Source organism: Corynebacterium sp. LK14, assembly GCF_008042215.1.
GTDB lineage: Bacteria > Actinomycetota > Actinomycetes > Mycobacteriales > Mycobacteriaceae > Corynebacterium > Corynebacterium striatum.
This window is the reverse complement of sequence record NZ_NOVQ01000006.1, coordinates 247,799-259,918: the sequence shown is the minus strand read 5'-3', so window position 1 is coordinate 259,918 and position 12,120 is coordinate 247,799. Positions and strand designations below refer to the sequence as shown.

General features: G+C 59.7%; 12 protein-coding genes and 1 pseudogene. 8 read left to right on the top strand and 5 right to left on the bottom strand.

Annotated elements, in window-relative coordinates:
* The first annotated feature begins 127 nt into the window (after positions 1 to 127).
* The 4 genes from CHU71_RS02505 to otsB are packed head-to-tail and all read left to right on the top strand — an operon-like array spanning position 128 to position 3,189.
* Complete coding sequence (locus CHU71_RS02505; RefSeq protein ID WP_049151433.1) at positions 128 to 475, top strand: hypothetical protein; 348 nt, start codon at positions 128 to 130, stop codon at positions 473 to 475.
* Positions 476 to 480: 5 nt separating this feature from the next.
* Positions 481 to 1,911: a trehalose-6-phosphate synthase gene (locus tag CHU71_RS02500; RefSeq protein WP_147760074.1), complete on the top strand. Its 1,431-nt coding sequence runs from the start codon at positions 481 to 483 to the stop codon at positions 1,909 to 1,911.
* A complete protein-coding gene (locus tag CHU71_RS02495; protein ID WP_239298360.1) occupies positions 1,908 to 2,405 on the top strand; it encodes a hypothetical protein in 498 nt (165 codons plus the stop codon). The genes CHU71_RS02500 and CHU71_RS02495 overlap by 4 nt, the downstream gene beginning before the upstream one ends.
* Position 2,406: 1 nt before the next feature.
* Positions 2,407 to 3,189 carry a trehalose-phosphatase gene (gene otsB / locus CHU71_RS02490; RefSeq protein WP_147760073.1) on the top strand — a complete coding sequence of 261 codons (783 nt, stop codon included), beginning with the start codon at positions 2,407 to 2,409 and terminating at the stop codon, positions 3,187 to 3,189.
* A gap of 97 nt (positions 3,190 to 3,286) precedes the next feature.
* Here otsB and CHU71_RS02485 read toward each other — a convergent pair whose 3' ends face one another.
* Positions 3,287 to 4,396: a LacI family DNA-binding transcriptional regulator gene (locus tag CHU71_RS02485; protein ID WP_147760072.1), complete on the bottom strand. Its 1,110-nt coding sequence runs from the start codon at positions 4,394 to 4,396 to the stop codon at positions 3,287 to 3,289.
* Between the two features lie 107 nt (positions 4,397 to 4,503).
* On the opposite strand from CHU71_RS02485, the gene CHU71_RS02480 reads away from it, so the two are divergent.
* The 4 genes from CHU71_RS02480 to CHU71_RS02465 are packed head-to-tail and all read left to right on the top strand — an operon-like array spanning position 4,504 to position 7,925.
* On the top strand, positions 4,504 to 5,469 hold the full coding sequence (locus CHU71_RS02480) for a metal ABC transporter solute-binding protein, Zn/Mn family (RefSeq protein ID WP_187271997.1): 966 nt from the start codon (positions 4,504 to 4,506) through the stop codon (positions 5,467 to 5,469).
* Complete coding sequence (locus CHU71_RS02475) at positions 5,469 to 6,170, top strand: metal ABC transporter ATP-binding protein (protein WP_147760071.1); 702 nt, start codon at positions 5,469 to 5,471, stop codon at positions 6,168 to 6,170. Before CHU71_RS02480 ends, CHU71_RS02475 begins: the two co-directional genes overlap by 1 nt.
* A complete protein-coding gene (locus tag CHU71_RS02470) occupies positions 6,148 to 7,113 on the top strand; it encodes a metal ABC transporter permease (protein ID WP_172953457.1) in 966 nt (321 codons plus the stop codon). Before CHU71_RS02475 ends, CHU71_RS02470 begins: the two co-directional genes overlap by 23 nt.
* Before the next feature lie 11 nt (positions 7,114 to 7,124).
* Positions 7,125 to 7,925 carry a PHB depolymerase family esterase gene (locus CHU71_RS02465; RefSeq protein ID WP_147760070.1) on the top strand — a complete coding sequence of 267 codons (801 nt, stop codon included), beginning with the start codon at positions 7,125 to 7,127 and terminating at the stop codon, positions 7,923 to 7,925.
* 141 nt (positions 7,926 to 8,066) lie between these two features.
* Here CHU71_RS02465 and CHU71_RS02460 read toward each other — a convergent pair whose 3' ends face one another.
* The 4 genes and pseudogenes from CHU71_RS02460 to CHU71_RS02445 all read right to left on the bottom strand — a co-directional run.
* Entirely contained in the window at positions 8,067 to 8,678 is a 612-nt protein-coding gene (locus CHU71_RS02460; RefSeq protein ID WP_187271996.1) for a response regulator transcription factor, read from the bottom strand.
* Between the two features lie 8 nt (positions 8,679 to 8,686).
* Positions 8,687 to 9,313: a heme ABC exporter ATP-binding protein CcmA gene (gene ccmA, locus CHU71_RS02455; protein ID WP_147760068.1), complete on the bottom strand. Its 627-nt coding sequence runs from the start codon at positions 9,311 to 9,313 to the stop codon at positions 8,687 to 8,689.
* Between the two features lie 3 nt (positions 9,314 to 9,316).
* Complete coding sequence (locus tag CHU71_RS02450) at positions 9,317 to 11,302, bottom strand: hypothetical protein (protein WP_147760067.1); 1,986 nt, start codon at positions 11,300 to 11,302, stop codon at positions 9,317 to 9,319.
* Between the two features lie 380 nt (positions 11,303 to 11,682).
* A pseudogene (locus tag CHU71_RS02445) lies at positions 11,683 to 11,973 on the bottom strand (TrmH family RNA methyltransferase); the annotation flags it as partial.
* Positions 11,974 to 12,120: the final 147 nt, after the last annotated feature.

Sequence of the window (12,120 nt, the reverse complement as noted above, 5' to 3'; positions counted from 1 at the left end):
CAATTTGGCAATTAGGGCGGCACCCCCGCCACCGAGCCCTGCCCGCTGGACCCGAATCCGCACCGCACGGCCATATGGCGTAGAATGTCCTGTCTGAAAGCTTTCACAACTCGTTCAGGAGGACTTCGTGCCACCAAAGGTCACTGACACTCAGCCCGCTGCGGACCAAACCAATGCAGTCGAGGAAGAGACCGCCCGCGCTGCGCGCCGCATCGTTGCCACTTACGCCGAGGACTTCCTCGACGGCGTGACCTTGATGTCCATGCTCGGTGTCGAGCCAGAGGGCTTGGTCCACAAGAAGGTCCTCGCTGAGCAGGCCGAGGCCGCACCAAAGAAGGCCACCAAGAAGGCTGCCAAGAAGTCTACGAAGAAGACCACCAAGAAGGCTGCCAAGAAGTCTACGAAGAAGACAACTAAGAAGGCCACCAAGAAGACTGCCAAGAAGGCAGCTAAAAAGACCACGAAGAAGGCCTAGGGCAGATGTCTGGCCACGACAATTCCTTCGTGGTGGTGGCCAACCGCCTCCCTGTGGACCTTGAGGTCCAACCTGACGGCACCCGCACTTGGAAGGCCTCGCCCGGCGGACTGGTCACGGCCCTGTCCCCCGTGCTGGAGGCCCAGCAGGGCTGCTGGGTGGGCTGGCCAGGCGTCATCAATGACGCCCCCGAGCCTTTCACCACCGAGCGCGGCATCTTATTACACCCCGTCAAACTCACCGAAGCCGACTTCGAGGGCTTCTACGAGGGATTTTCCAACGCCACCCTGTGGCCGCTATACCACGACCTCATCGTCACTCCCGTCTATAAGCGCGAGTGGTGGTACGCTTACCGCGAGGTCAACCTCCGATTCGCTGAGGAAGTAGCCAAGGTCGCTGCCCCCAACGCCACCGTGTGGGTGCAGGACTACCAGCTGCAGCTCCTGCCAGGCATCCTGCGCCAGCTGCGCCCCGACCTCACCATCGGGTTCTTCCTGCACATCCCTTTCCCCTCTGCGGATCTGTTCCTGCAGCTGCCGTGGCGCGAGGAAGTCGTGCGTGGCCTCATGGGTGCCGACGTCATCGGTTTCCACCTCGAATCCAATGCCCGCAACTTCCTCGAGCTGGCCAAACGGCTCGATCTCGAGGTCACGGGCAAGGTAAGCACGCGCGAGATTAGCGCGGGGATCAACGTCGATGGTCGCACCGTAGGTGTAGGCGCCTTCCCCATCTCCATCGAAACCTCTTCCCTCGCGAACTTCACGCCCGCAGACGAGCAGGAAGTAGCCCGTCTGCGCGCAGAGTTCGGCGGGCACCACCGGGTGATTCTGGGCGTCGACAGGCTGGACTACACCAAGGGCATCCTGCAGCGCCTCAAGGCCTTCGAGGAGTTGCTGGAAACCGAGGCACTTGACCCACGGGAGGTGGCGCTGGTGCAGGTTGCCACGCCGTCGCGCGAGCGTATCGACCATTACCGCGCCACGCGTTCCCAGGTGGAGGAGGCCGTGGGCCGCATCAATGGCCGCTTTGGACAGATTGGACGCCCGGTGGTTCACTACGTCCACCGCGCCGTGCCCAAGGATGCGCTGCGCAAGTACTACCGGCTTGCCGACGTCATGCTGGTCACCCCCTTCAAAGACGGCATGAACCTGGTGGCCAAGGAGTACGTGGCTGCGCATCCCGACGGCCGCGGCGCGCTGGTTCTCTCCGAGTTCGCGGGCGCGGCAGACGAGCTCACGCAGGCCAACTTGTGCAATCCTTTCGACATCGAGTCCATCAAGCGCGCGCTGCTTTCCGCGCTTAAAGCGCTTGACGACGCCCCCGACACCATGCGTCAACGCATGCTCGACCTTCACGAGCAGGTAATCTCGCATGACGTGAACGTGTGGTCCCGCGCGTTCTTGGGTGCTCTAGATGAGGCGGCGGTGAGTAAGTGAAGCGACTTCTCACAGCAGTAATGCTCGTGGCCACAGTCGGTCTCAGCGCGTGCGGCTCGGAGGACGAGGGCCCTACCCCGCGCGGCGACGAGCGCATCGTGGGCAAGGATTGGCAGGTCGTGGCTATCTACACCAAGCCTGATGAGCCTTCGGCCATCCCGCAGAATACGGTCTCGGTTCCGCAGATGAGCTTCGGCGAGTCTTCCATTGTGGGGTCCACTGGCTGCTCGCCTTTCCAGGCCAAGGTGTCCTATACCGAGGGCGAGGAGGCAGCGAATATTCGCGATGCGGACTTGATGACCATCGATAAGGTACGCATCGATACCCGCCCCGATGACTGCACGGGTTCGGCCCTGTGGGCAGATAACCTGCTGCGCAACTTGCTCGCTGAGGAGCACAAGTTCGAGGTGCGCCTCAACCCCAACAACCAGCTGGTTCTAACGCTAGACACCGCGGAGGTGGACTCGCCTGCTATCCGCATGGTCTCGCTTTAGGATGGAGACCATGACTGATTCGCACACGAGTTTTCCCGGCCTCGCTGAGGTGGCTGCCACCGAGCACCTGGCCGTGGTCTCTGACTTCGACGGCACCCTCGCCGGCTTCGCCAAGGCGATTTATGAGGCCGAGCCAGAACCGCGCTCGCTGGCAGCGCTAGAGCGCCTCGCAGGCTTGCCCAACACCACGGTCGCAGCACTTTCTGGCCGCCACCTGGAGGGCTTAAAGCGCGTCTTCCCGCTGCGCGAGCCGGTGCTGCTGGGCGGCTCCCATGGTGCGGAGTCCTCGTGGCAAGACACGGCGTTGACCCCGCAGATGCAGGAGCACCTCGACCGCAAGGAAGCAGAAATCCGCGAGCTCATGGAGCGCTTCCCTGGCGCGGAAATTGAGATTAAGCCTTTCCAGCGCGTGCTCCACCTGCGCCGGCTGGAGCTCAGCGACCCGGATCTGGCGGCAGAGGCCTACGCTGCTGGCCGTGCACTCGACCCAGCCAGTTTCCCCATGACTGCCGGCAAGTCTGTCATCGAGTTCTCCGCTACCCAGGCCACGAAAGGTTCATGGATTTCCGAGCTGCGCGAGCGCGTCGGCGCCACCGCCACCGTCTTCCTGGGTGATGACGTCACCGATGAAGACGGATTCGCGGTTTTGAATCAGCCACCAGACCTGGGTGTGAAGGTTGGCGAAGGCGAGACGCTAGCCGCACACCGCGTTCCGGATATTGCGGCTGTGTCTGATTTCTTGGAGGAGCTCGCTGCGGCCCGCGCGGTTCACTTCGGCACTTAAGCGTGATGCGCGTTAAACGGGGCAAGCGCGGTACATTTTGCCAAACAAGGCGCTGATTTCGGCAAATTTTGGCGCAATATTTGGCAAAATGTGCCGACTAGAGCTGCCAATCCAAAAAATGCTGCTCGCGCGGCGAGCCCACCGTGGTCCCCTCGTTGAAACGGGTGGGCAGTAGCTTATGGTCGTGCACTGGGGCAGTCTCGGAAAGCGCGGCGTCGATATGCTCGGCCAACATATGGCCTGCCGCCGCGCCTTTGGCTTTATTCGGTTGCACGACGGTGGTCAGGCCCACCAACAGTGCGGTAGTGATGCCATCGAAGCCGGTCACGGAGAGGTCTTTCGGTGCCGCGAGACCAGCATCGCGCAAGACACCGAGCACGCCGAGCGCCATCGAGTCGGTCGTGCACAGCACCGCGGTGAGCTCAGGGCGCTCGGCAAGCAGCTCTTCCGCGGCAGCGCGCGCGGTGCTGGCGTCGTTGATGTGGCGGGTGACGATGGGGACGTCGGAAAGCACGGCGTCATCAAACACGTCGAGGGCTCCGAGTACGCGGTCGCGCTGCACGTGCATGTCTGCGGCTTCGACCTGCTCGCGCGTTACAAAGCCGTCGAGGCGCTCGTGGCGCAGGCGGATGCAGAGGATACCGATGTTGCGGTGCCCGGCGTTGACAAGCGCGCGTGCCGCAGGCTTAATCGCAGCGCGATCGTCGATGCCCACGAAGGGCAGGCCGGAATCCTTGGGCTGGTCGCACACCACCACGGGCAGGCCACGCTGCGCCGCGGCGGCCACGGAGCCCGCGGAAACGGAGTAGATAACGAAGCCGTCGACGGCAGCGCGGGCGAGCAGGGCGGCGGCGTCGTCGGATGGCGCATCCGGCCCGGCGGGGATGAGCGTGAGGGTGGTCGCAGCGCCTGTCGACGCCTCCGCCATTCCCGCCAAGAAGTCCACCGAGGCGGCGTCCTCGAAGGCATAGGAAAGGTGTTCGGTCAACAGCACGCCGGTGGAATCCGCGCGGCGGGTACGCAGGCTGCGCGCGGTGGGGTCGGGCCCGGTATAGCCGTGCGCAGCCGCAGCAGTGAGGATTCGCTCCCGAGTGGCGGGCGCTAGCTGGTCAGGGCGGTTATAGGCGTTGGATACGGTGGTTCGAGATACACCCAATTCAGCAGCCAGCGAGGCCAGAGTTTTCCGATTGTGGCTGCGTTTTACCATGCTGGTTACCCTACCTTGTTCTCCCACATTCTTTACGGCTCCCGAGCCACGGATTTTCAATACATTATCATTTGACAATAATTTTCAACAAACGCAAACTAGACGGTATGAGTTTTTCTCTAAAGCATTTCACCGCCTCAGTTGCCACCCTGTGCGCGGGCAGCCTCGTCCTCACTGCATGCTCTAGCGCCGACTCCGAGGGCGCCGGCGACTCCGACACCATCAAGGTTGTCGCCTCCACCTCCATCTGGGCCGACGTAGCAGAAGCCGTCATCGACACCGCGCAGGCAGATGTCGACGTCGAGGTTGAGCCCATCGTCAAAGGCAACGGCGTCGACCCGCACCACTTTGAGCCCACCGCGGCAGACATCGCTAAGGCCAACGAGGCCGACGTCCTCATCGTCGGCGGCGGCGGATACGATTCCTGGCTCTACCAAGCTGTGAAGAATCAGGACGAGATCATCCACGCCCTCCCTCTGACCGACCACGGCAAGCTCGACGAAGAGCCGGACGTCGTCACCGCGATGGAAGCCAAGGCCGTCGCCAAGTCTGACCCATCCAAGGTCACCAATATCGAGGGAAACGAGCACGTCTGGTACGACGCTGCCGCCATCGAGAAGGTGGCCACTGAGGTCGCCGACCTGGTCAATAAGGCCAACCCAGAGGCCAAGGCATCTGCAGACCCGCTGTTGGAGCGCGTCGAGGGCATTAAGGCGCGTGTCGAGAAGCTGCCGAAGCTCAACTACGCGCAGACCGAGCCGATTGCGGACTACATCATGAAGTACACCCCTGCCCTGGATGTGACGCCGGAGGGCTTCCGCAAGGCCACTGTGTCCGAGGGCGAGCCAACCGCGGCGGACCTGGCGCGCTTTCTGCAGACCGTCAAGGACGGCAAGGTGGACCTGCTGATTTACAACCCGCAGACTGAGACGGACATCTCCTCGCGCATCCGCAAGGCTGCCGAGGACCGCAACGTGCCGATCGTGGAAATCGGCGAGACCCCGCCGGAGGACACCAACTTCCTCGACTACTACGACCAGGCTGTCTCCGCACTCGAGGTGGTCAAAGCCTAGTGCTCGTACAGTTCCATGATGCAGCGGTAGAGCCGCTGTGGTCAGGCCTTAACCTCGCCGTCGAAAGCGGCGAGTTTATCGCCGTTTTGGGCCCTAATGGCGTGGGCAAGTCCACGCTGCTCGGCACCATCTTGGGCACGCGTCAACTCACCGGCGGCCGCGTGGAGGTCAACGCGCGCGTGGGCTTTATCCCGCAGCAGCGCATGTTCCCGCAGGATTTGCCCATGCGCGCCCGGGATTTGGTCTCACTGTCGTTGGCACATGGGGCCATCGCTAAGCGACGCCCCTCCCGCGCCCGCGTCGACGAGCTGCTCGCCGAGGTGGGTGCCACCGGCATCGCTGATCGCCGCGTGGGCCAGCTTTCCGGCGGCCAGCAGCAATTGGTCCGCCAGGCGCAGGCCCTGTCCAACGACCCACAGCTCATCCTCGCCGACGAGCCGCTGCTTTCCCTGGACCCGGCCCGCCAGCAGGCCACGGTGGAAAAACTCGACCGCTGGCGCACGGAGCGCGGCACCTCGATTCTGTTCGTGACGCACGGCATCAACCCGGTGCTGGGCGTGGTGGACAAGGTGCTCTACATCGCCCCACACGGCCACATGTATGGCGCGGTGGACGAGGTCATGCGCTCCGATGTCCTCTCGGAGCTCTACGGTTCCAAGGTCAACGTCATTGAAGTCGATGGGAGGCTCATCGTTGTCTAGCTCGCTGTCTAAGTTTTGGGAAGACACCCAGTACCTGCTCAGTGTCGACTTCGTGCAATCCTCCCTGTGGGCCTGCGCGCTGCTGGGTATCTTGTCCGGCGTTATGACCTCGCTCATCGTGCTGCGGCAGATGTCCTTCTCGGTCCACGCCACCTCAGAGCTGGCACTGATGGGTGCTTCTGCGGCGCTGCTTTTTGGTTTCAACCTGGGCTTCGGCGCAATTGCCGGCGCCATCGTGGCAGCGATCATCCTCGCGGTGCTGGGTCTCAAAGGCCAGCAAGATAGCGCCATTGGCGTGGTGATGAGCTTCGGTCTCGGCCTGTCCGTGCTGTTCTTGCACCTCTACCCGGGCAACTCCAATACGGCGATGACGCTGCTGACCGGCCAGATCGTGGGCGTTTCCGCGGCCTCGGTATGGCTGCTCGCGCTGACCACGGTCATCATCGTGGCCATCGTGGCGCTGTTCTGGCGCCCGATGCTCTTCGCCTCCGCCGACCCCGTCATGGCCCAGGCGGCCGGCGTTCCGGTCCGCGTTATTTCCGTTGGCTTTGCCATCCTGGTGGGCCTGACCGCCGCGCAGTCGGTGCAGATTGTCGGCTCGCTGCTCGTCATGGCCCTGCTCATCACGCCAGGCGCCGCGGCGGTGCAGATTACTTCCTCCCCCGTGCGTGCGGTCTTGTGGTCCACCATCTTCGCGGAGGTCGCAGCCGTGGGTGGTCTCATTTTGTCGCTGGCTCCGGGCCTGCCGGTCTCGGTCTTCGTGACTACGATTTCCTTCATCATCTATTTGGTCTGCCGCCTCATCGGCTGGTTGCGCAACCGCCGCGCAGTTCGCGACGACATCGCCGCCGCCCGCGTCACCAAAGCCCACTTCGAGGGCCGCAGCGATTCGGAAAAGCACCACACCAGCACCCACGACGAGCACTGCGCGCACCAGGACTAAACTAGTGGCCCATGACCACCGTGGAATTTCAGGGCCAAAAGCGCAAGTACACCGTCGTTGCGCCGGAGAATCCCGGCCCTAACCTGCTGCTTTTCCTGCACGGTTCGCTGCAGAATGGCAGCGTTTTGCGGCGCTTCACGGACGGCACCTTCGACGAGCTAGCCGAGCGCACGGGCACAGTGGTGGTCTATCCGGACGGCGTGGGCCGCCACTTCAACGACTCCCGCGCCATCCTGCCGGTCAAGACCCGCGAGCTGGGCATCGACGACGTCGCGTTCCTGCGCCACGTGGTTGATACAATCCACCACGAGTACGGAACCCAGCACACCTTCGCGTGCGGCTATTCCAACGGTGGGCAGATGGTCATTCGCCTGCTTTTCGACGCCCCCGGCCTCCTCGACGGCGCCTGCATCTTCGCCTCCACGCTGGGCAGCGGTGCTAACCATGCGCCGTCTAATCCCGATGGCTATAAGCCCACCCCGGTGCTCATGATGCACGGCACTGCGGACCCGCTCGCTCCCTACGAGGGTGGTGAGGCAGGCATTATGGGCAGCACGCGCGGAAAGGTGACCTCGGCGCCGTGGACTGCGCAACGCTTTGCTGAGCTCAACGGCGCGGGCGAGGTTGTTGTGTCTCGGCCCTTCGACGACGTCGAGCTGCGCACGTGGCCAGGCAAAAACCCAGTGGAGCTGTGGACCATGGAAGGCGTGGGCCACGTCATCCCCTCGGGCAACGAGCTCGACGCGCGCTTAGGCCCGAATACCGATAGCTTCATCGCGGCCCAGGTGGTGGAGGATTTCTTCGGCTTATAGCCCCGCGGCTCGCCTCCCCGCTACTTACCCAGCCCTGGAAATGCAGCTCTCTGGTGGATTGCGGGGCGTCGGCAAGCGCGTGAAAATGCGAGCAGGAGGTCTGGTTTTCCTGCCCTGGGAATTTGCAACAGGATTGGCAGCTCAACCCATAGCGGGTAAGGTTTTGAGGGCTAACTGGACTCTGTTCTCTGCAGCAAATATGTCGAGCAGCTGGTAAACTATTTTCTTGATCATCGGCACAGAAAGATGGGTTTCCTCCGCGATGCCATAATTTGAGTGCCCACATATAGTTCCGTTTAAAACTCGAAGCTGAATCGCGGATAGTCGCTCGAGGTTTCGCTGCATATCTGGTTCAGGCATTGTCCCAACAGCTACGCCGTTTATATCGAAGCAACAACTTAATTTAAGGCCCTCATGGCCGGAGCGAGATTCCGGGGTAACCACACAATATGCAGACGCGCCCAAATTGATTGCCTTTTGAAGCTTCTCACGCGAATGCTGTGAATAATCCACCAAGTAAATGAAATCGCTGCTCTTTAACTCTTGTATATCCCATACCCAGGTCGCCGAGTCTTTGCGCTCGCACAACACCAGCAATTGCTCCTGTGAGCGAGACAGTGCATTCAGCAGCTCCCATTGAGTGGACGCACATTCAACCTGGGTCCAGAGGAAGTAGCGTCTTAGCTCATCGAGTATCGGTTGCTCATCGTCTCGGATGCCTGCGAGGAGACACGGCATATCCGAGTATTTCAATCGCCACACTAAAGCGTTACCTCGCAGTCTGCTTGGTCGGCTACATGCTTGGAATGCGTCGCGACGACGACAACGGCGCCTTGGTCAGCGAAAGCACGGAGGTGTTCAACAACCAGCTGAGCATTGTCCTCGTCAAGCGCCCCGGTTGGCTCGTCCGCCACTACGATTTTGGGCTTGGAAACGAGGATCCTCGCCAAGGCTACTCGTTGTTGTTCGCCGCCAGACAAGCCGCTGACCACACGCTTTTCATAGCCGCGTAAACCAACCTGCGCCAAAGCGCTGTCTAGCGCCTCGTCGAAAGCACGGCGCGAAACGTTGCTGGCTGCGAGCTTCACGTTGTCGACAACGGTGAGGTCAGGAACCAAGCCGTAGTCTTGAAAGAGATACCCAACGCATTCGCGACGATACTTGCGCAGTCGACCTGCCGATAGCGATGCAATGTTGTTTCCATCCCACATGATTGAGCCTTTGTCCGGCGAGATTAGACCGCCCAAGAGGTTCAACAGGGTGGTTTTTCCACTTCCAGAGACACCGGTTAATGCAGTCACCCGGCCAGCCGCAAAAGACCGCGTAAGGCCGGAAAGAATCATTTTTCCCTTCACGCTGTAGTGAAGGTCTTCAACCTGAATTTCCATATCCTAATTTCCCTCGCTGTCTGTCCAGCGCATTTGATTTCGCGCACTAATCCACCAGGTCAAACCGATTGAAATACACATCCACACGATCGAAAATGCGGCCACAGCAAGAACGGTTGCCGTGGACCACCTGTTTTCAAACCCCATCGACCACGTTGATGGATAGTGCGATTCCAGTTGTTCCTTGTGCTCGCGCAAACGATACAAAACCCAGCCGATGGTGGTAACGAAAAAGAATAGCTCGGCCAGCAGAATCTTCCTGCACATCTTCCACGGGCTGCGCCCACAAATGAAGGAAACATAGAGCTCTCGCCGGAACGCCACCTGGAAACTGAAAAGCCCCGCGACGATTAGCAAGGAAACCAGTAATATCGCTACGACCGTGTTTAACGACCAAAGGCTGAATTGATCTTTGGCTTCCTCAAGGGACGATCGCCAGGAATCAGCATGCGGTTGTGCCGTGGCAAGCACCTTGCCCACCGTCCCATCTTTTAGCTCACCAACGACAGTTGGCTCGATGGCAAGGAGGACTTTCTGCGAGGCTTTCGCGAGTAAATTCCGGTCACCGATAGCTTCAAGTCCCACTGGTAACGAGACCACAATGGGGTCATTTATTACTGGCCGCAGCTCAACGTCATAGGAAAAGACTTGCCCAAGCGAACAATCCTCTTTCCAGTTAAAATCTGGAACTTTCTTCTTCGCGAGTTCGGCTTCAAATGCAACGGAGTCAATAATCGTCTGTTTGGATTCTTCACTGAGGGCAACGGGAGCACATACGGTTACGTCTTCTTCAGAAGGGGCAACACCAGCTTGAACGGCGAACCGATGGTTGCTGAGAATAACCGGGGCTTCCAGTTGAGTCGGCCAGGTAAGCCAAAAAGGATCCGCTAAGAGTAGCTTTCCTTCGCGGTCCGCCTGACGCAAGGGCGCTGCAGCTGCAGCCTGTTCTTTTTCATCCGGAGTGCTATTCGAGCTCAGGGCAAACTCTTGCTCATTGGCATGTCCGATCCAATACGGTTGCAATTCCTCTCGCGCGGACACCTCAGCACCGGTATCAACCATCTGTGAAAGTGCCGTCAGGCTCGTCAAGAGTGCCAATAGCCGGACAGCATACAGTGCGTAGGTAATTGGACGCGCCCGAACCTTGCCTTTGATGGCCTGCGGGATCGAAATATTTCGAACCAATAACTGCCCGAGCACATAGCCCAGCGCCAAACCGACCCATTGGAGCAACACAGAAACGCCGAAAAAGGCCCAAAACAACGTCGCTTCTGCCCAGTCGTTGTAAAGATACAACGCCGCCGCAATAAAAATGATCGCAAGAAAAAATGGTAGCCATGTTTGCTTGGCAAGCCGCGTTACATCAAGCCTTAGCGTCTGCGATAGCTTTAGCCCCAAAAGTCTGTGAATGCCGATTTCGCGAGCCCGCACTAGGCAGTGCCCGCCACCCAACACGAGCGCGAGTAGAAAAGCAGCCGCGACCAACAAAGGCAGCGACGAAGTCATGACGAAACTCCAAGTCAAGTTCTGGAGCCCTATCACGGAATACCCGCGCTCCTCCAACCATGTCGTTAGGTCTCGAGCGTCATTTTCTGATCCTTTAATGTTAAAAACTTGGCGCGGTTCCTTAGTCGGAATTTCCGACAATGGATACCAAACAAACTTTTCGCCTCTCTGAAACTTTTGAGACTCAAAGTTAACTGCACCTGAAGGCAGAGCCGAGGAGTAGATTCGCAGCTCACCATCCGAATCAGCTAGCGAGGAGTAATAAATCGATACGTCAAATCCTGAGTCCCCCGCAAATTCAGAAAGCTCAGGAAACAGTGTTTCTGTGTGACTGTCAGGTTTGAAGTCTTCGATCTGGACAAACTCGTTGCCAAGCCGGTAATCCAGAGTCGATAAGAGGCTGGCTCCGACAAAGGCAATGAATGCGCTAATAACCGTAGAGATCCAAATCCCTACGGTTATTAGTCTGACTGAAGTTTTCATCGAGCCTTAGCAGTGTCGGTAGTAGGACTTATTTCCAGAGGACTTCTTGGGAGCTGTTGCCTGCTTAGCCATGCCCACTTTCATAAGCATTCCTTTCTTGAGAAGAATCCGAACTTATAGCGCGCGCTGCTAAAAGATATACGCTGCCCCTGGACAGCGTTCAAGTGTCAAAAGTTACCTTTCGCAGATTCATCAACTCCGCGCAAATACCCAGGCCTCAATCCGCAGCTCTCTGGTGGATTGCGGGGCGTCGGCAAACGCAAGAAGATGCGAGCAGGAGGTCTGGTTTTCCAGGCCTGGGTATTTGCCCAAAAGCTAAAACCAGGCCGGGTAAAACAGCAAAAAGGCGCCGCACAACGCGACGCCCTCCAAATTACGTGTTACTTCGCCGCGCGACGCCGACGAGCGAACTCCGAAAGCACGGCACCGGCGGCGACGGATGCGTTCAAGGACTCAACCCAGGCGGTCATCGGAATGGACACGATGACGTCGCAATTCTCGCGCACCAAGCGGGAGATGCCCTTTCCCTCAGAACCGATGACGATGACCACAGGGTCCTTGCCACCGGTGTAGGTGTCGAGCGTGTGCTCGCCGCCGGCGTCCAGGCCAACGACCTGGTAGCCGGCATTTTGAAATTCCTGCACCGTACGGGTCACGTTGGTCACGCGCGCCTTTTCCCGGCAAATACCCAGCCCTGGAAACCAAGACCTCCTGTTCGCTTTCGCCCACGCTTTCCGACGCCGCGCTTTTCACCAGGAAGCTGCATTTCTAGGGCTGGGTATGTGCCAAAAGAAGAGGCTGCGGCGCAGGAACGCGCT

Excerpts from the sequence above, each read along its gene's own strand:
- CHU71_RS02500 (WP_147760074.1), top strand. The coding sequence starts at position 481 with ATGTCTGGCCACGACAATTCCTTCGTGGTGGTGGCCAACCGCCTCCCT.
- otsB (WP_147760073.1), top strand. The coding sequence starts at position 2,407 with ATGGAGACCATGACTGATTCGCACACGAGTTTTCCCGGCCTCGCTGAG.
- CHU71_RS02485 (WP_147760072.1), bottom strand. The coding sequence starts at position 4,396 with ATGGTAAAACGCAGCCACAATCGGAAAACTCTGGCCTCGCTGGCTGCT.
- CHU71_RS02480 (WP_187271997.1), top strand. The coding sequence starts at position 4,504 with ATGAGTTTTTCTCTAAAGCATTTCACCGCCTCAGTTGCCACCCTGTGC.
- CHU71_RS02470 (WP_172953457.1), top strand. The coding sequence starts at position 6,148 with ATGGGAGGCTCATCGTTGTCTAGCTCGCTGTCTAAGTTTTGGGAAGAC.
- CHU71_RS02465 (WP_147760070.1), top strand. The coding sequence starts at position 7,125 with ATGACCACCGTGGAATTTCAGGGCCAAAAGCGCAAGTACACCGTCGTT.
- ccmA (WP_147760068.1), bottom strand. The coding sequence starts at position 9,313 with ATGGAAATTCAGGTTGAAGACCTTCACTACAGCGTGAAGGGAAAAATG.
- CHU71_RS02450 (WP_147760067.1), bottom strand. The coding sequence starts at position 11,302 with ATGAAAACTTCAGTCAGACTAATAACCGTAGGGATTTGGATCTCTACG.